Below are 21,188 nucleotides of genomic sequence, written 5' to 3' on the forward strand. Positions count from 1 at the left end.
CATGCATTATGCTCGACATCGAGCCGGATCTTTCGACAAGTCTCTTTTCGCATATCGATTTTACCAGCGGCGCTGTTGCGGCCGTGTCCGGCGGCAGCGACTCGACCGCCCTGCTCCTCCTTCTCAAACACCATCTCGACCGCACGGCGCCGGCAACCAAGCTGCTGGCGGTGACGATCGATCACGGCTTGCGGTCCGGTTCGGCAGCGGAGGCGCAAGCGGTGGCCAAGCTGTGCGCTACACACGGAATTCCACACCGCATTGTGACATGGTCGGGTCCCAAGCCGTCGACGGGTCTGCCCGCCGCGGCACGGGAAGAGCGCTACCGGTTGCTGGCTGAAGCGGCACAAGCGCAAGGCTTCGGCCTGATCCTCACCGGCCATACCGCCGACGACCAGGCGGAAACGGTGCTGATGCGTCAAGGGCGCGAAGAAGGGTTGGCGCGGAACGAGGGCCGAGGTCTTGTCGAACTGTCAGGCCGCGGTCTTGCCGGCATGGCGCCGGCCACCTTGTATGACTGGCGCAGTTGGATCGTGCGGCCGCTCCTTGGCATGCGGCGCGCGGCATTGCGCGATGTCCTGCGCCGCCAAAATGTCGGCTGGGCCGACGACCCAACCAATGCCGACGAGGCTTTCGAGCGGCCGCGCATGCGGGCAGCCCTTGCCGACGGCGACGGTGCGCGGCGCATCGACGATGCGCTGGCGCTGGCCGCGCATGAGAGCCGTGCGCGCGGTCAACTCGGCCTTGGCGCCGCAAGCTTGATCGGCGATTTTGCGACCCAGCCGGCCTGCGGGCTCACTCGTCTTGATCCGGGCTTGTTGAGCGCCGGCGACGAGCGGGCAACCATCTATGCGTTGCGCATCCTGCTGGCCACGGCCGGCGGGATCGCCTTCCTGCCGGATCAAGCCCGCAGCGAGGCGCTGTTCGGCCGGCTGAAGGCCGGATTTCTTTGCGCCACATTGTCGCGGACGGTTGTCGATTTCCGGCGCGCCGGCATCTTCCTGCGCCGCGAGGCGCGCGGCTTGCCCGCCGCCGCTGCCGCCACCGACAGCACCGTCTGGGATGGCCGCCGGCGCATCACATTGAACGACAGCAGCGGCGCATTGTTGATCGCCCCGTTCGGGACAGCGGCGAAGCGGCTGGCGATTGGCGAAGGAAAAACCCCGCCGAGCTTGATGCGCGCCGCGCTCGCCGCCGAGCCGGCGTTGTGGCAGGCCGGGGAATGCCTTGGTTTGCCTGGACATGGAACGACGTCCGCGATGGTTGAAGTGCGGCCGGTCGTTGCGCCCTTTGCCCGCTTCCTACCGTCCTTCGATCTGGCGCCGGCGCGGGTCGTCGCCGGGTTGATTGGTGCGGCCCCGGTGCCGCCCTTGCCTTTCAGCGGCCACAGTGCCGGTTGATGGTTGCGCGAAAGCTTAACCCAGACATGCTGTTATGCTTGGCAAGGGGAGGCGCTCTCCCTATGTTAGGCGCAAGTTTCCTCTTATGACGCGTGTCCGCCCGGCGGACGCCAACGGGACAATTGATGAATCCGAACTATCGCAACCTCGCGCTTTGGGCGATCATAGCGGTCCTGCTCATCGCCCTGTTCAATCTGTTCCAGACGCCGCAGACGCGGGGGGCTTCCAGCGATGTGCCATATTCGCAGTTCCTGCAGGATGTCGCGGCGGGCCGCGTCAAGACAGTGACCATCGCAGGCGCTCGCATCAGCGGCACCTACACCGACAATGCCAGCGGCTTCCAGACCTATTCGCCCGGCGACCCTTCACTGGTCTCGCGGCTGCAGGACAAGAACGTCACCATCAACGCGCGGCCTGAAACAGACGGTTCCAATTCGCTGTTCGGCTACCTGATCTCGTGGCTGCCGATGATCCTCATCCTTGGCGTCTGGATATTCTTCATGCGCCAGATGCAGTCCGGGTCCGGGCGCGCCATGGGCTTCGGCAAGTCCAAGGCCAAGCTGCTCACCGAAGCGCATGGCCGCGTCACTTTCCAGGACGTTGCCGGCGTCGACGAAGCCAAGGAAGATCTGGAAGAGATCGTCGAGTTCCTGCGCGATCCGCAGAAGTTCCAGCGGCTCGGCGGCAAGATCCCGCGCGGCGTGCTGCTTGTCGGTCCTCCGGGAACCGGCAAGACGCTGCTCGCCCGTTCGGTTGCCGGCGAAGCCAATGTGCCGTTCTTCACCATTTCCGGTTCGGACTTCGTCGAGATGTTCGTCGGCGTCGGTGCAAGCCGTGTTCGTGACATGTTCGACCAGGCCAAGAAGAACGCGCCCTGCATCATCTTCATCGATGAAATCGACGCTGTCGGCCGTCATCGCGGCGCCGGCCTCGGCGGCGGCAATGACGAACGCGAGCAGACGTTGAATCAGTTGCTGGTCGAGATGGATGGCTTCGAATCCAACGAAAGCATCATCCTGATCGCTGCCACGAACCGGCCCGACGTGCTCGATCCTGCACTGCTCAGGCCAGGCCGCTTCGACCGCCAGGTTGTGGTGCCGAACCCCGACATCGTCGGCCGCGAAAAGATCCTCAAGGTGCATGTGCGCAACGTGCCGCTGGCGCCCAATGTCGACCTCAAGGTGATCGCGCGCGGTACGCCGGGCTTCTCCGGCGCCGACCTGATGAACCTCGTCAACGAATCCGCGCTGATGGCGGCGCGCCGCAACAAGCGTCTCGTCACCATGGCCGAATTCGAGGACGCCAAGGACAAGATCATGATGGGCGCCGAGCGTCGTTCGTCGGCCATGACGCAGGCCGAGAAGGAGCTCACCGCCTACCACGAGGCCGGCCACGCCATCCTCGCGCTCAACGTGCCGTCGGCCGATCCGCTGCACAAGGCCACCATCATCCCGCGCGGCCGCGCGCTCGGCATGGTCATGCAGTTGCCGGAAGGCGACCGCTATTCGATGAGCTACAAATACATGATCTCGCGGCTCGCCATCATGATGGGCGGTCGCGTCGCCGAGGAGTTCAAGTTCGGCAAGGAAAACATCACCTCGGGCGCGTCCTCGGACATCGAGCAGGCGACCAAGCTGGCGCGCGCCATGGTCACGCGCTGGGGCTTCTCAGACAAGCTCGGTCATGTCGCCTATGGCGACAACCAGGAAGAAGTGTTCCTCGGCCATTCGGTGGCGCGTACGCAAAACGTTTCGGAAGAGACGGCTCAGATCATAGATGCCGAAGTGCGCCGCCTGATCGACGAGGCCTATGTCTCGGCCAAGTCCATCCTGACCAAGAAGAAGAAGGAATGGATTGCGCTGGCGCAGGGCTTGCTCGAATACGAGACGCTGTCCGGCGAGGAGATCAAGCAGCTGATCGCCGGCCACAAGCCCGCGCGCGACCTTGGCGACGACACGCCGCCGAGCCGCGGCTCGGCTGTGCCGAAGTCCGGTGGCCGCCGCAAGAAGGGCCCGGAGCCCGAAGGCGGCATGGAACCGCAGCCGTCGAGCTGAGTTCGACCAAGCAGGTTGATTTTTAGAAACGCCGCGGCATGATCCGCGGCGTTTTTGTTTATAGAGGCCTTGCTGGCGGTCTGCCTAGCTTAAGGCCGCCCAGTTGTCGCGGACCCAGCGCGCTGCTCCTCAATTGCCCAACTGCAATGCAGGCGCCCATCCTGCAACGCTGGCAAGTTGGCGAAAGCCGGCGTGGCAGCCAATCTCCCCCCGTGTGGGGAGATGTCCGGCAGGACAGAGGGGGGCGCTGTCCCGCCGACATCTCAGGCCGGCCCTTCTGCTGGGCGGACTTTCGTTCGGACTGTTATCCTTGCTTTTCTCTCTGTCTTGGCTTCGCTGAGGCACTCTCCCCCTTTCATGAGGCGCGAGGAACCCAAGCCAGAAAGGCAGCGATCTTTCGCGCCCCCCTCTGCTCTGCCAGGCATCTCCCCCACGGGGAGGGAGATTGGCAGCTTTGCCGATGGCGCCTCCCTGCAAACGGCCTGTCCTGAACGTAGCCCAAGAAAAAAGCCCGCGAACCTTGCGGCTCGCGGGCCTTTTCTTGTTCAGATGTTGTTGTCGTTCAGCTCTTCAGCTTGGCGTTGCACAGGCTGTAGAAGCCGCCGCCCTTCTGGATCCACTTCAGGCCGCCAAGCGCATTGGCGTCCTTGAGGGCATAGTACTGGTCAAGGCAAGTATGCATGCGGCCTTTTCCGGGGGTCTCGCTGGCATATTTCGCCGAGATCGCAGAGGGGAAAGTGACGCCCTTGGGCGCAGCCGTCGTCGGCTTCGCCGGCTCCTTGGTGTAGCTCGCCTCGTCGGCGGCCGGCACGGTGTCGTCATCCGATGCGCCGGCGCCGCATTCGGTCTTGCGGAAGTCGTTCCACTTCATGCCTTTCAGCGTGTTGGCCGTCTTGGCAGCCTGATACTTGGTGCTGCATTCGGCCATGCTCAGACCCTTGCCGCCATTGTCGGCGGGAGCCGCGGCAGCCTTGGTGGTTGCCGGCTTGGCGGCGGCAGCGGCGGATGCACCGGCGGAGCATTCGGACTTGCGGAAGTCGTTCCACTTCATGCCGTTCAGCGTGCCGGCAGCCTTCGCCGCCTGGTACTTGGTGCTGCATTCCTTCGCCGTCAGGCCCTTGGCCGTGCTGTCGTCCGCCGCAGCGGCTGCCTTGGCCGCCTTGGCCGGTTTCGTCTCGGCAGCCTTCTTGGTGTCGGTTGCTTTCTTGGTATCGGCTGGCTTGGCGTCGGTCGTGGCCGCAGCGTCGGTGCCGCACTGGGCCTTGCGGAACTGGTTCCAGGTCGCCCCGGCGAGTGTCCCCGCATCCTTGGCGGCGTTGTACTTCGTGCTGCACTCGGCCATCGTCAGTGCGTTGGCCGGCGCGGCCAGGAACAAGGTCGCGACGGCGAGGCCGGTCAAAGTGGCAAGTCGGTGGATGAGCATAGCGTTTCTCCGTTGCAGCAGCCCATGATACGTCCCGGCGAATCAATAACGCTCAACGATCGGTTGCGCCAGATGCTAAGTGGCGTATATATCGCCGAAAGCCGTCTTCTCCCGATAAGGTGATGAAATCGTTGCCCGTTGCCAGCTTCAGAGCAAGATTTTCCAGGTGCATCTGCGCTGAGAGGCTCGCATGACTGGTATATTGCAGCATGGCAGTCTCAGCATGTTAGGATGCAGCCATGTTGTGTGCAGTGCACAACAATGATTTTCTAAGGATTGGTAACATATAATCACACACTGTGATCATAGCGCCCTGGCCAATTGTGGCATGACGTGCCGGGGAAGAAACGTCGAGGAAACTGGCTAGCATGGCAGGGAATTATTTCGGCACGGACGGCATTCGCGGGCGCGCCAACAAGTTTCCGATGACCGCGGAAATCGCGATGCGGGTCGGCATGGCCGCCGGCCTCTCCTTCCAGCGCGGCAGCCATCGCCACCGCGTCGTGCTCGGCAAGGACACCAGGCTTTCCGGCTATATGATCGAGAATGCCATGGTCGCCGGTCTCTGTGCTGCCGGCATGGACGTGTTCCTGCTCGGCCCGATCCCGACGCCGGCGGTTGCCATGCTGGTGCGTTCGCTGCGCGCCGATATCGGGGTCATGATCTCGGCCTCGCACAACCCCTACTACGACAACGGCATCAAGCTGTTCGGACCCGACGGCTACAAGCTCTCCGACGAGATCGAGGAGCGCATCGAGAGCATGCTCGACAAGGATATCGAACTGACGCTCGCCGATTCCGACGGGCTTGGCCGCGCCAAGCGCGTCGACGGCGTGCATGACCGCTATATCGAATTCGCCAAGCGCACCTTGCCGCGCTCGATGTCACTCTCCGGCTTGAGGATCGTCGTCGATTGCGCCAACGGCGCGGCCTACAAGGTGGCGCCCGAGGCGCTGTGGGAACTGGGCGCCGAAGTCGTCGCCATCAATGTCGAGCCCAACGGCTTCAACATCAACAAGGAATGCGGCTCGACCCATCCCGCCGGCCTGCAGAAGAAGGTGCACGAAGTGCGCGCCGACATCGGCATCGCGCTCGATGGCGATGCCGACCGCGTCGTCATTGTCGATGAAAACGGGGCGATCGTCGATGGCGACCAGATCATGGCGCTGATTGCCGAATCTTGGCACCAGAGCGGGCGGCTTGCTGGCGGCGGCGTCGTTTCGACGGTCATGTCCAATCTCGGCCTCGAGCGCTTCCTCGGCGACATGAAGCTGCAATTGCACCGCACCAAGGTCGGCGACCGTTATGTCGTCGAGCATATGCGCGCGCATGGGCTGAATGTCGGCGGCGAACAATCGGGCCATATCGTGCTGTCTGACTTTTCGACCACCGGCGACGGCCTCGTCTCGGCGCTGCAGGTGCTGGCCTGCATCAAGCGGCAGGGGCGGCCGGTCAGCGAATTGTCGAAGAAGTTCGAACCGGTGCCGCAGCTTCTGAAGAACGTCCATATTTCCGGCGGCAAGCCGCTCGAGGAAGCGCCGGTCAAGGCAGCCATCGAAGACGCCCGTCACCGCCTCGGCAAGGCCGGGCGGCTGGTTATCCGGCCCTCCGGCACAGAGCCGCTGATCCGTGTGATGGCCGAGGGCGACGACCCGCAACTGGTCGAGTCCGTCGTCAATGGCATCGTTGACATCATCTCGGAAACGCGCAGCGCCGCCTGATCCCAGCGCGCCCGGCAGGGCGTCGCCGCATACAGCTTCACCAGTTCAAAGCCCGCCCTCCTGGCGAGCTTTTTTCGTTCGCCGGCGGGTGCTCCGGGATTTCGAAAACCATGCGCCGATCCCTCGAAGTTTCGAGATTCGTGGTTAAGCAACAGGGTTAAACGCCTTTTAACCTTTGCACTTCATTATCCACGACTGAAAGCCAATTGCATTCGGACGCGATGGCCGTTCCGAACTTCTCAGGGGTGACAAGCATGTTCAATACAGCAAGAAAGGTCCTGCTCGCCTTACTGTTCGCGGGCTTGGCAGGACCGTTGTTCGCAGCCGACCTGCCGGAGCCGGTGGTCGAAGAGGCTCCGCCTCCGGCCGTCTACGAGCAGCCGGCCGAAGTTGGCGGCTGGTACATCCGCGGCGACATCGACTATCATAAGTCGACCGTGCGCGGCATCGACTACATGACCTACACCGTCGATCCCTGTAACTGTACGGTCACACCCGGCAGCCAGAGTTTCGATTTCGGCAAGCTCAAGGGCGGTTTCTCGCTCGGCGCCGGCGTCGGCTACAAGATCAACGACCATTTCCGCACCGACCTGACCGCCGACTACTGGTTCAAGTCGAACTTCAACGGTCAGACAACTGGCACGGCTGGCGGTTCGCCGGTCATTGTCACGTCGGCTGAGTCGTCGAAAATGAGCGCCCTCCTGCTCCTGGCTAATGCATATGCCGATCTTGGTACCTATCATGGCATTACGCCTTACGTCGGCGCCGGCATCGGCGGCGCGCATGTCAAATGGGATACAGTCTATGACCCGACGCCGGGCGCTACCGAGACCAATCCCGGCAGATCCAGCTGGCGTTTCGCCTACGCTCTGATGGCCGGCGCTTCCTACTGCCTGACCGACAAGATCATCCTCGATGCAGGCTACCGCTTCTCCCATATCCAGGGCGGCCGCATGTTCGATTGGAATGTGGGCAGCTCCGGCCCCGGCTTCGACCGCGGCATCAACACGCACGAAGTACGCGGTGGCCTGCGCTATCAGTTCGGCGGCAACAATGGTTGCGCCGCGCCGGTCGTGGCCTACCAGCCCGAACCCGAGCCGATCTACACAAAGTAACACCTGCACTGCTTGAAGTCTGCGAACCGCCCGGCATCGACCGGGCGGTTTTCGTTTGTGCGTTTCGGATGAAATTCTTGAAAATCAAACTGCTAACGCTCCGTTAGCCTTAACCGGCACTTAACCACTATGGTTAACAATGCTCCTTGAAACGATGGCTGCCGTTGCGATTGCTAGCGGCGCCAAATTCGGGAGTCGGGGACCATGAAATTCACATTGCGTATGGCGCTTGTCGCACTCGCCCTGGCACCGCTGACGCCCGTGCACGCAGCCGACTACGATCCGCCGATCTATGTCGACCAGGCGCCCGACTACGTGCCGGTCGAGGTCGGTTCCGGCTGGTATCTGCGCGGCGATATCGGCTACGCCTTCAGCCATCCTTTCGACAATCATCAAGACGCTTCGGGCTTCTCATCGAGCAGCACCCTGTTCGATGGCAGTGTAGGCATGGGCTATCATTTCAACGACTATCTGCGGGCTGAATTAAACTTCGGCATCCTGCCATCGAACAAGTTCGGCGATGAACTGGTGACGACTTGCGATGGCTCCATCACGACAACGGTAACAAGCATCGCAACCAGCACCATTGTCAGCCAGACCAATGCCGCTGCCGCTCCGCCACCGCCTTGCAGGGGAACGAACTTTGCAAACAACAAGGCCTATAGCCTGATGGCCAATGGCTATGTCGACCTAGGTACCTATGTGGGGATCACGCCGTATCTCGGGGGCGGTGTCGGGTTGGCGTACAGCAAACTCAGCAGGGCGATTGGCGCGCGCGATTGCGTTCCGACAACCACCACGAGCACGGCCGGCGGCCTACAGACTGTCCAACAGTTCAATTGCGACGATCCGGCCGGTTACGAGGGAGCCGTAACATCGAAGTCAAGCTACGATTTTGCCTATTCCCTAGCCGCGGGGCTTTCCTATCAGGTGACAAAAAATGTGTCGGTCGACCTCGGCTACGAATACTTTGCTGTACCCGGCATGAAATATGTCGCCTATGACGGCGGTGCTTTCGGCATCCACAAGGGGGTGAACTATCAGTCGGTCAAGCTCGGGCTGCGATACGACCTCTGGTAGCGGTGTTAGAAGACGGCATTTGTAGCGGCGAGCCTCTGGCTCGCCGTTTGCTCTTCTGATGGTCAGCATTCTTCCTGCGTCTCGGAGGTCTGGCGATGAACCGATAAATGCGCTGGATCGGCAATCGCGTGTGCGTCATCCCAGCCTGTTCATCAAGCCAAGCTGCTGTGCGTATTCGGCAAAGTGTGCCTGCACATGCGCGAGACGTTGACCGGCGAGTTCCTCCCTTTGCTGCCGAACGTCACTCGGCGTCATGTCGAAACGGGCACGGAAGGCGCGCAGGAACTGGCTGCTGCTCGAAAAGCCCAGCCCGTGGGCGATCTCGATGATCGAGCGGGACAGACCGCCGATGTGCATGAGTTCGCGGCACGCCGCATCCAGCCGCTTTTCCTTCACGACCCTGGCGACGCCACCATCGGCGGCAAACACCCGATAGAGATGGGCGCGTGAAACCCTGAAGCGGCGCATGAGCAGCGTTGGGCCAAGTTCAGGCTCGGTCAGGTTGGCATCGATGAAATCCAGCACGCGCCGGCGCAGCACTTGGGCGAGGGCGGGATCACTCGTGGCGCCGTCGGGCAGCTGGCGCGCAAGCCCGCAAGCAAGCAGTTCCATTGCCGCGTCCTCCATGGCCAGCGCGTCGGCGCGTTCCATTTCCGCCGACACATCCGAGAGGCTGACGATGAAATCCGCCAGAAGCCGCGTAAGGGGAGCGCCTTTCCTGAGCACCACGCCGTGAAGGCTGCGTCCACCCGCTGCCTTGTCCACCCGCTCGCGCGGGAGCACGATGGATATGGTCGCGCCCTCATGCACCCGGCTTTTGAAATTCCGCGTGAGATCGAAAACGCAAATGTCGCCGGGACCGACCAAAATCGACTGGCCGTCGCAGTCGCCTTCAAGCGTACCGGCGATGAACAGCTGGACCAGATATTGGTCGAGCCCGCCTTGCAGGACGATGCATCGGTCGCGGCGATATTGCTGCTGGTTGAAGCTGGTCGGCCCAATCAGCAGCGAGCCTATCGCCCGCGACTTCAAGGAGCCTTCGAGTGTGGCATTGCTGCCTTCCTGATGCTGCGTGGTCTCGAAGAACGGCCGCGTGATCTCGCGCCAATATTCGGTGCGCAGGTCCGATTGAACAAGATCCGTAGAGAGGAGCAATCCCTCCTGCACGATAGGCCTCGTCCATGTGCGCCGAGGCGCTGAATACACTTGCTGTGACAGGCTGGATCACTGCCGTGGCCGGCAGGTTCACGGTGTGTAGCGCTATCGTGATTCTCCTGCCGCCTCAATGGCTTGGTGCTCAAGCCGGGGTTTGCCTAGTGAGATGAGACATAGTGCGTGGATAAATGAGACATGGCGCTACGGTCACTCGTCCGGTTCCACGCTACCCTCCGGGCGCGGCGGGCATGACGGAGGGGGCAGGCTGTGCGGCAGCCTGCCGTATGCGCCCCGCAATCCCTGACAGGAAGGCTCGTATTTGAATATCGAATCCGGAGCCTTCAAGGCGGCTTCCGGCAGGGAGTAGCCATGCCTATCCGTTCAAAAAACTCTCTCGTCGAACACCGGCCTGGCCCGGCCTTGCGGATGCGTCGGCTAGGCTCCAGTGCTTCGTATTCCACCCTGGCTCGCGCCACCGTCATCGTGGGGCCGTCGTTCAGCCCTGTGCCTTACAATGTCAGCTATTTTTAACCGCTGGCGGAATATATAATTCCGTACATATGTGTCCATAGTGGTTTATGTACAGCTTTAATGGCGAATCTGGGGTTTTCTCGTGAACAATCGTAAATCTGATTCGGGTATATCCTCTGTATTAGATGGCTCTAATTTTCTAAGTCGCCGAGGTTTTTCTTCGCCATTGCTTGGTGCTGTCTCGGTCGCGGCGCTGCTGGCATGCGGTGTCGCAATGCCGCAAGGCGCCTATGCGGCAGACGGCGGGCAGGGCATTTCCACCGCCTCAGGCGTCAAAGGTGGTGCGGGCGGTGTCGACGGCACGGCGGCCGAGGCCGAGGGTACGAAAGGCCCGGCTGGTGCGTCCATCACAGGCGGCGGCGGCGGCGCGACCGACCTGACGACGGGCAACGGCCAGGCCGGAGGCAATGCGAAATTGCTCGGCGGCGTCAGCGCCACTCGTCCGACCAACGGTGGGGCCGGTGCCATTGGTCTGGCAACGGTCAGTGGGACGGTTTCCGGGGGCAATGGCGCCGGCAACCTTGGCTCCGGGATCGCCGGTGGCGGCGGTGGCGTCGGCCTGTCCACGACGATGGATCTGACCGTGCAGGCGGGCGGCGCGGTAAAAGGCGGCGCGGGCGGATCAGCCGGCTCATCCAGCGGCGGCGGTGGCGGTGGCGTCGGCGTGTTCACTTCCGCCGATGTCACGATCGACGCCTTGGGCACAGTTACCGGCGGCGCCGGTGGCCTGCTGGCCGGCCAGGGCGGCGGCGGCGGTGGCGCGGCAGCCCTCCTGGTCACCGGCGGCGGCACGATCACCAACAGTGGCACGTTGCTCGGTGGCAAGGGGGGCGATGGGCGCGCGGGGTTTCCGACGGGTGCGGGCGGCAGCGGCGGCGAAGGCATTCGGCTGATCAATGGCGGCACGGTCGTCAACAATGCCGGGGCATCGATTACCGGCGGGGCCGCCGGCCTCAATGGAGCCGGCATTGGCGGATTTGGTGTCGCCGCATCCTCCGGCGGGGCCGGCATCAAAGGTGCCAACGTCTCGGTGCTGAATGCCGGCACGATCTCCGGCGGCGCGACTACCGGCGGTGGCAGGGTCAATGCCATCACCTTCACCGGCGGGGTCAACTCGCTCGAACTGTGGTCGACCTCGCTCATAACAGGCAATGTCCAGGCCTTCAGCGCCGCCGATAGCTTCACCCTCGGCGGTGCCGGCAACGGCAGCTTCAACGCCGCCTCCATCGGTAACAGCGCGCAATATCGTGGCTTCGGCAGCTTCGAAAAGACCGGCAGTGGCACCTGGGTGCTGACCGGCGTCACATCGGCGTTGACGCCCTGGACGCTGAGTGGCGGTACGTTGTCGATTGCCGGGGATGGCAGCCTCGGTGACGCCGCAAGCGGGCTTGTGTTCAACGGCGGCACGCTGCAGACGACGGCCAGTTTCACCACGAACCGTGGCATGGCGCTGAATACAACCGGCAAAATCGACACAGCGGCAGCAACCACGCTGACGGCGTCAGGCATTCTCAGCGGTGCCGGTGGCCTGACCAAGACCGGCGGCGGCACGCTGGAACTGACCGGCGACAACAGCTATTCGGGCGAAACGACCGTGTCGGCAGGCAAGCTGGCGCTGAGCGGCACGGGCAGCATCGCTGCATCGAGCCGTGCGGTTGTCGATGGCACGCTGGATATTTCTGGCGTAGCCGACGGGGCATCGATCAAGCGGCTTGCGGGTGCGGGCACCGTCGAGTTCGGCAACCAGACGCTGACACTTACGGAAGCCAACGACACCTTCTCCGGCGACTTCGCCGGCAATGGCGGCTTCGTTCTTGCCGGCGGTCAGCAGATGCTCACCGGTGACAGCTCGCTGTTTGCCGGGTCTTCGCGCGTCGAAGGCGGCACACTCTCCGTGAACGGCACGCTAGGCGGCACCATGGATGTATTGGGCGGCCGACTGCAGGGCAATGGCACCGTCGGTGCCACCACCAACCACCTCGGCGGAGTCATCGCACCCGGCATCGACGGTTTCGGCACGCTGATGGTGGACGGCACCTATACCAGCAATGGCGGCGCGCTTGAAATTGAGACCGTCCTTGCCGGCGACAGCTCGCAGACTGACCTCCTGATCATCACCGGCAACAGCATTCTGGGTACCAGCACAACTCAGGTGCACGTCTTCAACGTCGGCGGCCTGGGTGCGCAAACAACAGCCGACGGCATCAAGATCGTCCAGGTCGATGGCACCTCGGCGGCCGACGCCTTCGTGCTCAACGGCCCGGCGATCGGTGGCGCCTACAGCTACAAGCTGTTCCAGAACGGCCTCGCCAATACGACTGACGGCGACTGGTATCTGCGCGCCGCCAGCCTTGCGCCGACGACGCCGGTCTACCAGAATTACCCGCAGGTCCTGCTGGGGATGATTGCGCTACCGACGCTTGAGCAGCGCGTCGGTGACCGCCGCCGTACCGTGCTCGATGGCGGAGCCGAGACGGGCCAGCAAGCCATCTGGACCCGTTTCGAAGGCGCGCACGGCCATGTCGAGGCCAATGCGTCCAGCGCTGATGCTTCCTATGACGTCGATACCACGCTGGTGCAGGCGGGCATCGACGGTCAGCTTTCGGAAACGGCGGCCGGCAGGCTGGTCGCCGGGCTGACGGCGCAATATTCACGCACCGACGCCGACATCTTCTCAAGCCTCGGCGAGGGCGGCAACACCACCGTCAGCTATGGCGTCGGCGCCACGCTGACCTGGTATGGCGAGAATGGCTTTTATGTCGACGGCCAGGCCCAACTCGCGACATTGCGCAGCGACATGAACGCCGCCGTCATCGGCAAGATCGGCGATGGCATTCATGGCAATGGCTATGCGCTCAGCCTGGAGGCGGGACGCAAGATTGGGCTCGACGGCGCCTGGTCGCTGACCCCGCAGGCGCAGCTTGCCTATGCCTCGGTCGATTTCGACGCCTTCACCGATCCGTTCGGCGCAAATGTGTCGCTGCGCAAGGGTGACAGCCTCAAGGGCCGGCTGGGTGCTGCGTTGAACTACGACGTCCAGGCGACCGGAAGCCATGTCTATGGCATCGCCAACCTGACCTACGAGTTCCTCAACGGCACTTCGGTCGCCGTCTCAGGGGTCGACCTTTCGTTCGAGCCACAGCGCTTCGGCGGCGAACTCGGCCTGGGTGGCACCTACAAATGGGCCGGCGGCAAATATACCCTGTTTGGCGAGGCGCTGGCCTCGTCCAGCTTCGAAGGCAGCCATGCGCTGAAGGGCACTGCGGGGATCATCGTAAGGTTCTAGATTCGCCGCAAACGCTCTTCCAACAAAGTGCTCGTTGCCGAAAGGTGGCGGGCACTTTGCATTCGGGCTGTCGCGTTTTTCGGGGAAATCCCCTTCTTTTCGCCTCTCCCTTGCGGACATATCCTGGCGGTGTGCCCACTCGTTCCGGCCGCGATGTCGCTGACAAATCCATTTCCCTATTGCGCTTTTCCGGCCGTTTCTGTATTTCCCGGAGTGGGCCACCCCTCCCCAACGAGGGGCCACTATCTGGAAGGATAGACCACGATGACGACGCATACGAAGCCCGGACTCCGTCCGGTAAACCCCAATTTTTCCTCAGGTCCGTGCGCAAAACGTCCCGGCTGGTCGGTCGAGGCGCTGAAAGCTGCTGCGCTCGGCCGTTCCCACCGCGGCAAGATCGGCAAGGCCAAGCTCGAACAGGCGATCGAGCTGACGCGGGAAATTCTCCAGGTCCCGGCGGGTTACCGCATCGGCATCGTGCCGGCATCGGACACCGGCGCTGTCGAGATGGCGCTGTGGTCGCTGCTCGGCGAGCGCGGCGTCGACATGGTCGCCTGGGAGAGCTTTGGCTCCGGCTGGGTCACCGACGTGGTCAAGCAACTGAAGCTCGCCGACGTGCGCAAGATCGAAGCCGGCTATGGCGAACTGCCGGACCTCACAAAGATCGATTTTGACCGCGATGTGGTCTTCACCTGGAACGGCACCACGTCCGGCGTGCGTGTGCCGAACGGCGATTTCATTCCCGCGGACCGCAAGGGCCTGACCATCTGCGACGCGACTTCGGCCGCCTTCGCACAGAGGCTCGATTTCGAAAAACTCGATGTCGTCACCTTCTCCTGGCAGAAGGTGCTGGGCGGCGAGGGCGCACACGGCATGCTCATCCTGTCGCCTCGTGCCGTCGAGCGGCTGGAGACCTACAAGCCTTCGTGGCCGCTCCCGAAAATCTTCCGACTGACCTCGGGCGGCAAGCTGATCGAGGGCATCTTCAAGGGCGAAACCATCAACACGCCCTCGATGCTGTGCGTCGAGGACTATCTCGATGCGCTCAACTGGGCGAAGTCGATCGGTGGCCTCGATGCGCTGATCGCCAGGGCGGATGCCAATGCGGCCGTCCTCGATCGCTTTGTCGGCAAGTCCTCATGGCTCGGTCATCTCGCCACCCTGCCGGCGACGCGGTCGAACACCTCGGTCTGCCTGCACTTCACCGACCCGGATGTGTCCGCGCTCGACGCCGACGGGCAGGCGGCTTTCGCCAAGGGACTGGTGTCGGTGCTCGACAAGGAAGGTGTCGCCTATGATATCGGCGCCTATCGCGATGCACCGCCCGGCCTGCGCATCTGGTGTGGCGCGACGGTCGAGACATCGGATCTCGAAGCGCTGCTGCCCTGGCTCGACTGGGCCTTCGCCGCACAGAAGGCGTCGCTCAAAGCGGCAGCCTGACATCTTTCGGTGGCGGCCTTCGGGCCGCCCATTCCCATCAAATCCATTTCAAGGAGGCCGCCATGGCGCCCCGCGTTCTCGTCTCAGACAAACTTTCTCCCACCGCCGTGCAGATATTCAAGGATCGTGGCGTTGAGGTCGACTATCTGCCCGATCTCGGCAAGGACAAGGAAAAGCTGCTCGAAGTGATCGGCCAGTATGATGGCCTCGCCATCCGCTCGGCGACCAAGGTCACCGAAAAGCTGATCAACGCCGCCACCAAACTCAGGGTTATCGGCCGCGCCGGCATCGGCGTCGACAATGTCGATATCCCGGCGGCGAGCCGCAAGGGCATCATCGTGATGAACACGCCCTTCGGCAATTCGATCACGACGGCCGAACATGCGGTGGCGATGATCTTCGCGCTTGCCCGCCAGATCCCGGAAGCCAACGCTTCTACCCACGCCGGCAAATGGGAGAAGAACCGCTTCATGGGCGTCGAGATCACCGGCAAGACGCTGGGCGTCATCGGCTGCGGCAACATCGGCTCGATCGTCGCGACGCGCGGCGTCGGGCTGAAGATGCATGTCATCGCCTTCGACCCATTCCTGTCGGACAAGCGTGCCGAGGAACTCGGTGTCGACAAGGTCGAGCTGGATGAGCTTTTCGCCCGCGCCGACTTCATCACGCTGCACACGCCGCTGACCGACAAGACGCGCAACATCATCGATGCGGCGGCGATCGCCAAGATGAAGAAAGGCGTGCGCATCATCAACTGCGCCCGCGGCGGGCTGATCGTCGAGGCCGACCTAGTCGCGGCGCTGAAGAGCGGCAAGGTGGCCGGAGCCGGTATCGACGTGTTCGAGGTCGAACCGGCCGAGAACAATGAGCTGTTCGGCATGGAGAACGTGGTGGCGACGCCGCATCTCGGTGCCTCGACAGCGGAAGCGCAAGAGAATGTCGCGCTGCAGGTTGCCGAGCAGATGGCCGATTATCTGATCAAGGGCGCCGTCTCCAACGCCATCAACATGCCGTCGATTACAGCCGAGGAAGCACCGCGGCTGAAGCCCTTCGTCAAGCTCGCCGAAGTGCTCGGCGCCTTTGTCGGCCAGGTCACCGAGGATCCGATCAAGGAGGTCGAGATCCTGTTCGACGGCTCGACGGCGACAATGAACACGCGCGCGCTGATCAGTGCGGCGCTTGCCGGGCTGATCCGGCCGCAGGTCTCCGACGTCAACATGGTGTCGGCGCCGATCATGGTGAAGGAGCGCGGCATCATCGTCGCCGAGGTCAAGCGCGACAAATCGGGCGTGTTCGACGGCTACATCAAGCTGACGGTGACGACCGAGCACAGGACGCGCTCGATCGCCGGCACCTGCTTCTCCGACGGCAAGCCGCGTTTCATCCAGATCAAGGGCATCAATCTCGATGCCGAGGTCGGCCAGCACATGCTCTACACGACCAATGCCGACGCGCCGGGTATCATCGGCCTGCTCGGCACCGTGTGCGGCGAGAACGGCGTCAACATCGCCAACTTCCAGCTCGGCCGCAACCGGCCCGGCGGCGATGCCATCGCGCTGCTTTATCTCGACGCGCCGTTCCCTGATTCGGTTCTGGAAAAGATCAAGGCGCACAAGTCGATCGACTCGGCCAAGCGGCTGCAGTTCGACGTCAACGCGATGTGATGCCGGACTGCTGTGAAAGATCCAAAGGCGCGGACCGGGCCGCGCCTTTTTTCGTTCAGCGTGTCCTGGCGGATCGCTGAATCGCCATCTTGCGCCCGCTGTATTCGGCAAGCCCGATGCCGCCCAGCACGAGCACCAAAGCCAGTGCCTGATAGAGCTGGAACGTCTCGCCGACGATCAGCACTGACAGCAGCGTGCCGAAGATCGGCACCAGATTGATGAACAGGCCGGCGCGGTTGGCGCCGATCAGTTCGTTGCCCCTGATGTAGAAGATCTGCGAGATGACCGAGGCGCCGATCGCGGTATAGACGATGACGGCCCAGCCGCGCGCGTCAGGCACGATGACCCTGCCGGCGGCGACCTCCCACAGGAAGAACGGCAGCGAGGTGACGAGGGCGGCAACCGACAGGGCCAGCATCAGGCTCTGCCAATGCATCACCGGCTTCAGCCGCAGTCCGACCGAATAGCCACTGTAGAGAAACACGGCGACCAGCATGATGGCGTCGCCGAAATTGAGCTCCAGCGTCAACAGCCGGCGCGGGTCGCCGTGGCAGGCGGTGAGGATCACGCCGGCGATGGTCAGCACGACACCGACAATTTGCGCCCAGTTCACACGCAGGCGGAAGAAGACGAAATTGGCTGTCATGATCAGGATCGGCATCGCCGCCTGTTCGATCGAGACGTTGATCGCTGTGGTGTAGTTGAGCGCCGTGTAGAAGATGGTGTTGAACAAGGCGAAGCCGCTGGCGCCCAGCGCTGCCAGCACGAGCCAGTGCTTGCGCACCACCGGCCAGTCCTTGCGTATTGTCTTCAAGCCTATCGGCAGCATGATCGCCACGGCCAGCACCCAGCGCAGGAAGACGAGCGTCATCGGCGAGACGTGATCGACCGCCAGCTTGCCGGCCACCGAGTTGCCACCCCACAGCAAGGTGGTGAGCAGCAGGAATATGTAAGCGCTTCGATGCATCGCGGGATTCCGGCCACTATTGCATGTCGCCCAAAAGTGGGCAGCGGTTTTGGGACAACGACATGCATTGAAACAAAAAAACTCAAAGCACGTCATGACGCGCTTTGAGGACAAGCCGCGGTGTTTGTCGGCCTATTGCCCCCGTGCATCCAAGTAAATGATGTCAAAGCCGAAAATTGTTGTGCCTCAGGGCATTTTCGGCGGCAAAGAAAGGTCGCGCTCGCGAGGTCTTGACGTTATAGAGGCCTGTCGTTTTGAACAGTCTTCCAGCCGCCACGCGGCGTCTCAAGGGAAAACAAACATGGCCAATGTGGTGGTCGTCGGCTCGCAGTGGGGCGACGAAGGCAAGGGCAAGATCGTCGACTGGCTGTCGGAGCGCGCCGATGTCGTGGTGCGTTTCCAGGGCGGCCACAATGCCGGCCACACGCTGGTCGTCGACGGCAAGGTCTACAAATTGTCGTTGCTTCCGTCGGGCGTCGTGCGCCAGGGCAAGCTGTCCATCATCGGCAACGGCGTGGTTTTCGACCCGCACGCTTTCGTTGCCGAAGTGGCGAAGCTCAAGGCACAAGGTGTCGAAGTAACGCCGGATCGCCTGAAAATAGCCGAAAACACAGCGCTTATCCTGTCCCTGCATCGGGAACTGGACGGATTCCGCGAGGACGCCGCCTCCAATTCCGGAACGAAGATTGGCACGACCCGTCGTGGCATCGGCCCCGCCTACGAGGACAAGGTGGGCCGGCGCGCGGTCAGGGTGATGGATTTGGCGGATTTGGAAACGCTGCCCTTGAAGGTCGACAGGCTGCTGACGCACCACAATGCGCTGCGTCGCGGGCTTGGCCATGCGGAAGTCACGCATGATGCGATCATGCATGAGCTGACTTCGGTTGCGCACGAGATCCTGCCCTATATGGACCGGGTCTGGAAAATCCTCGACGACAAGCGCCGGGCTGGCGAGCGCATCCTATTCGAGGGCGCGCAAGGCACGCTGCTCGATATCGACCACGGCACCTATCCGTTCGTTACTTCGTCGAATACGGTTGCCGGCCAGGCGGCCGCCGGCTCCGGCGTCGGCCCAGGCGCCATCAATTATGTGCTCGGCATCACCAAGGCCTATACGACGCGCGTCGGCGAAGGTCCGTTCCCGACCGAGCAGAAGAACGAGATCGGCGAATTCCTCGGCACGCGCGGCCATGAATTCGGCGTCGTCACCGGCCGCAAGCGCCGCTGCGGCTGGTTCGACGCGGTGCTGGTGCGCCAGGCTGTTGCTGTCAACGGCATCAAGGGCATCGCGCTGACCAAGCTCGACGTGCTCGACGGGCTGGACGAGATCAAGGTCTGCACCGGCTACCGGCTCGACGGCGAGATGATCGATTATCTGCCGGCCAGCCAGGGCGCACAGGCGCGTGTCGAGCCGGTCTACGAGACGCTCGAGGGCTGGAAAGGCACCACCGCCGGCGCGCGCAGCTGGAACGATCTGCCGGCCCAGGCCGTCAAATATGTCCGCTGCATCGAGGAGCTCATCGGCGCCCCGGTCGCGCTCCTTTCCACCAGCCCGGAACGCGACGACACGATACTTGTGACCGATCCGTTTCAAGACTAGTTTCTCAGCCTTTCCGGGCATCGCGGCCGATTTGCGGGGGCCGGCGCGGAAACAAAATACAGGTCGACTGAAGCATGGCAGATTTCGTTTTTGTTCTGAAAAAGGCGATAGACGGTCTCGGCGATCAGTCGCCAGAGATGCGGGCGAAGGTCTATGACAAGGCCCGCTCTACGATCGCAGCGAAGATTGCCCAGCGCGATCCGCCGCTTTCGCCGGAGGATGTCGCCAAGCAGAAACGCGGTCTGGAAGACGCCATCGCGAGTGTCGAGCGGGACTATGCCAAGAGCGTGCCGGAGACCGACCCGCTCGCGGAACTGGAACACATCTTTTCCTCGATCGATCGCAACAAGAACCAGCCGAGCCATACACGGCAACCGGCGAAGGCGGAACCCGCCTTGCCGGCACCGCCCGCGGCCAAGCCTGAACCTTATCGACCGGCACCTCCACCTGCCGCCAAGGTCGAGCCAAGCTGGAAGCCTGCAGCCGCACCTTCCCAGCCGGCTCGCGCCGACGCGCCTCTTGCAGGCATGGACGCTGCAGGTATGGACGCCGACGAGGCGGACGACGGGGCCGATATCTTTTCCAGCAACGAAGAGCCGGTGTCCGACACCTTCCAGCGGCTACGTCCCGCGGAGCGCAAGCGCAGCTATGGTGGGCTGATCGCCGCCGTGGTTGCGCTGCTGGTCGTTGCCGGCGGCGGCTACGGCATCTGGCTGAACAAGGACGCCTTCGGCAAGATGCTGGGGCTTGACGGCACCAAGGTCGCGAAGACCGAGCCCGTGAAGCCGGCGCCGGCCAAGCCGGCAACCGATGCGGGGGCAACGCCGCCGGCGCCCGCGGCTGGCGGCACGGAAGCCGAAAGCACGAAATTCACCCAGCGGCTGACGCCGCAGGGCAGTGAAGTCGACCCCGGCCCGGCCGGTGGCCAAAGCGGTATCGGTGAAGGCGAATCGGTCGCCGCGCTGACCACGCCGCCCTCGGCGACGAACGCGCCGGCGATTTCCGCACCGGCCGCCGGCACGCCTGCCGCGACTACGCCTCCGGCGACAGGTGCCGCCCCCGCAACACCGCCTGCCAATGGAGCTGCCCCGGCAGCGCCGGTCAATGCTGCCGCCACTCCGCCCGCACCAGCAGGTGCTGCGCCGCCCGCACCGGCGGCCGCGCCCGCGGAAACCGCGCTGCCGGTCGGCCAGAAGGCGATCTTCTATGAAGAGCGCACCAGCACCGCCCAGGGTTCGGCGGAGCCGGGCAATATCGTCTGGTCGCTGGTTCAGGAATCGCCCGGAGGCGACCTGCCGCCGGAGCCGGCGATCCGCGCCGAAGCCACCATTCCCGGCAAGGATATCCAGTTGCGCATGACCATCCGCCGCAACACCGACCAGACACTGCCGGCCAGCCATATCATTGAGATGATCTTTCTGACGCCCGACGGTTTTGAGGGCGGCGGTGTCGACAACATCCTGCGCGTCGCCATGAAAAGTTCGGAACAGGATGCCGGCAGCCCGCTGATCGGGATTCCGGCCAAGATCGCCGACGGTTTCTTCCTCGTCGCGCTCAACGACACCAAGGCCGACGAAGACGCCAACATGACCTTGCTTCGCGGCCAGGACTGGATCGACGTGCCGGTCGTCTACAAGACCGGACGGCGGGCATTGCTGACCATGGAAAAGGGCATTCCCGGCGAGAAGGTGTTCGACGAGGCGATCAAGGCCTGGCAGGCGAAAACGGCGGGCTGAGAAGGGCGCCGGCCCG

General features: G+C 63.2%; 14 protein-coding genes. 10 read left to right on the forward strand and 4 right to left on the reverse strand.

The window, feature by feature from the left end; all coding sequences use genetic code 11:
- The first annotated feature begins 8 nt into the window (after positions 1-8).
- A complete protein-coding gene (tilS, locus tag C8D77_RS15965) occupies positions 9-1,400 on the forward strand; it encodes a tRNA lysidine(34) synthetase TilS (protein WP_109664785.1) in 1,392 nt (463 codons plus the stop codon).
- A 125-nt stretch (positions 1,401-1,525) separates the two neighbouring features.
- On the forward strand, positions 1,526-3,454 hold the full coding sequence (gene ftsH / locus C8D77_RS15970; RefSeq protein WP_109664787.1) for an ATP-dependent zinc metalloprotease FtsH: 1,929 nt from the start codon (positions 1,526-1,528) through the stop codon (positions 3,452-3,454).
- Between the two features lie 562 nt (positions 3,455-4,016).
- On the opposite strand, the gene C8D77_RS15975 is transcribed toward ftsH, so the two are convergent.
- Both C8D77_RS15975 and C8D77_RS37625 read right to left on the reverse strand, forming a co-directional pair.
- On the reverse strand, positions 4,017-4,877 hold the full coding sequence (locus C8D77_RS15975; RefSeq protein WP_109664790.1) for a hypothetical protein: 861 nt from the start codon (positions 4,875-4,877) through the stop codon (positions 4,017-4,019).
- A gap of 52 nt (positions 4,878-4,929) precedes the next feature.
- Positions 4,930-5,088 carry a hypothetical protein gene (locus C8D77_RS37625; protein ID WP_170136751.1) on the reverse strand — a complete coding sequence of 53 codons (159 nt, stop codon included), beginning with the start codon at positions 5,086-5,088 and terminating at the stop codon, positions 4,930-4,932.
- Positions 5,089-5,245: 157 nt separating this feature from the next.
- Between C8D77_RS37625 and glmM the strand changes: the two genes are divergently transcribed.
- From glmM to C8D77_RS15990, 3 genes are all read left to right on the forward strand, one after another.
- The gene (gene glmM / locus C8D77_RS15980; protein WP_109664793.1) at positions 5,246-6,598 is read left to right on the forward strand and encodes a phosphoglucosamine mutase; all 1,353 of its coding nucleotides are present in this window, start codon (positions 5,246-5,248) and stop codon (positions 6,596-6,598) included.
- Positions 6,599-6,852: 254 nt separating this feature from the next.
- Positions 6,853-7,713 carry an outer membrane protein gene (locus tag C8D77_RS15985; protein ID WP_109665444.1) on the forward strand — a complete coding sequence of 287 codons (861 nt, stop codon included), beginning with the start codon at positions 6,853-6,855 and terminating at the stop codon, positions 7,711-7,713.
- A 222-nt stretch (positions 7,714-7,935) separates the two neighbouring features.
- Positions 7,936-8,793 (forward strand): outer membrane protein, encoded by an 858-nt coding sequence (locus C8D77_RS15990; protein WP_245462942.1) that lies wholly within the window; start codon positions 7,936-7,938, stop codon positions 8,791-8,793.
- Positions 8,794-8,928: 135 nt separating this feature from the next.
- Here C8D77_RS15990 and C8D77_RS15995 read toward each other — a convergent pair whose 3' ends face one another.
- A complete protein-coding gene (locus C8D77_RS15995; protein WP_146211789.1) occupies positions 8,929-9,948 on the reverse strand; it encodes a helix-turn-helix domain-containing protein in 1,020 nt (339 codons plus the stop codon).
- Between the two features lie 697 nt (positions 9,949-10,645).
- On the opposite strand from C8D77_RS15995, the gene C8D77_RS16000 reads away from it, so the two are divergent.
- The 3 genes from C8D77_RS16000 (at position 10,646) to serA (ending at position 16,869) form a co-directional block, all read left to right on the forward strand.
- On the forward strand, positions 10,646-13,765 hold the full coding sequence (locus C8D77_RS16000; RefSeq protein WP_170136752.1) for an autotransporter family protein: 3,120 nt from the start codon (positions 10,646-10,648) through the stop codon (positions 13,763-13,765).
- A 264-nt stretch (positions 13,766-14,029) separates the two neighbouring features.
- Complete coding sequence (locus C8D77_RS16005; RefSeq protein WP_109664803.1) at positions 14,030-15,205, forward strand: phosphoserine transaminase; 1,176 nt, start codon at positions 14,030-14,032, stop codon at positions 15,203-15,205.
- 62 nt (positions 15,206-15,267) lie between these two features.
- Positions 15,268-16,869, forward strand: coding sequence for a phosphoglycerate dehydrogenase (gene serA, locus C8D77_RS16010; RefSeq protein WP_109664806.1), 1,602 nt, complete (start codon positions 15,268-15,270; stop codon positions 16,867-16,869).
- A gap of 55 nt (positions 16,870-16,924) precedes the next feature.
- On the opposite strand, the gene C8D77_RS16015 is transcribed toward serA, so the two are convergent.
- Complete coding sequence (locus C8D77_RS16015) at positions 16,925-17,836, reverse strand: DMT family transporter (RefSeq protein ID WP_109664809.1); 912 nt, start codon at positions 17,834-17,836, stop codon at positions 16,925-16,927.
- A gap of 301 nt (positions 17,837-18,137) precedes the next feature.
- Between C8D77_RS16015 and C8D77_RS16020 the strand changes: the two genes are divergently transcribed.
- Complete coding sequence (locus C8D77_RS16020; RefSeq protein WP_109664812.1) at positions 18,138-19,436, forward strand: adenylosuccinate synthase; 1,299 nt, start codon at positions 18,138-18,140, stop codon at positions 19,434-19,436.
- A gap of 74 nt (positions 19,437-19,510) precedes the next feature.
- The gene (locus tag C8D77_RS16025) at positions 19,511-21,172 is read left to right on the forward strand and encodes a hypothetical protein (RefSeq protein WP_109664815.1); all 1,662 of its coding nucleotides are present in this window, start codon (positions 19,511-19,513) and stop codon (positions 21,170-21,172) included.
- Positions 21,173-21,188 lie beyond the last annotated feature (16 nt).

Source organism: Mesorhizobium loti (genome assembly GCF_003148495.1).
In the GTDB taxonomy this organism is placed as follows: domain Bacteria; phylum Pseudomonadota; class Alphaproteobacteria; order Rhizobiales; family Rhizobiaceae; genus Mesorhizobium; species Mesorhizobium loti.

Coding starts and splice junctions, on each gene's coding strand:
- tilS (WP_109664785.1), top strand. CDS start 9: ATGCTCGACATCGAGCCGGATCTTTCGACAAGTCTCTTTTCGCATATC.
- ftsH (WP_109664787.1), top strand. CDS start 1,526: ATGAATCCGAACTATCGCAACCTCGCGCTTTGGGCGATCATAGCGGTC.
- C8D77_RS15975 (WP_109664790.1), bottom strand. CDS start 4,877: ATGCTCATCCACCGACTTGCCACTTTGACCGGCCTCGCCGTCGCGACC.
- C8D77_RS37625 (WP_170136751.1), bottom strand. CDS start 5,088: ATGCTGCAATATACCAGTCATGCGAGCCTCTCAGCGCAGATGCACCTG.
- glmM (WP_109664793.1), top strand. CDS start 5,246: ATGGCAGGGAATTATTTCGGCACGGACGGCATTCGCGGGCGCGCCAAC.
- C8D77_RS15985 (WP_109665444.1), top strand. CDS start 6,853: ATGTTCAATACAGCAAGAAAGGTCCTGCTCGCCTTACTGTTCGCGGGC.
- C8D77_RS15990 (WP_245462942.1), top strand. CDS start 7,936: ATGGCGCTTGTCGCACTCGCCCTGGCACCGCTGACGCCCGTGCACGCA.
- C8D77_RS16005 (WP_109664803.1), top strand. CDS start 14,030: ATGACGACGCATACGAAGCCCGGACTCCGTCCGGTAAACCCCAATTTT.
- serA (WP_109664806.1), top strand. CDS start 15,268: ATGGCGCCCCGCGTTCTCGTCTCAGACAAACTTTCTCCCACCGCCGTG.
- C8D77_RS16015 (WP_109664809.1), bottom strand. CDS start 17,836: ATGCATCGAAGCGCTTACATATTCCTGCTGCTCACCACCTTGCTGTGG.
- C8D77_RS16020 (WP_109664812.1), top strand. CDS start 18,138: ATGGCCAATGTGGTGGTCGTCGGCTCGCAGTGGGGCGACGAAGGCAAG.
- C8D77_RS16025 (WP_109664815.1), top strand. CDS start 19,511: ATGGCAGATTTCGTTTTTGTTCTGAAAAAGGCGATAGACGGTCTCGGC.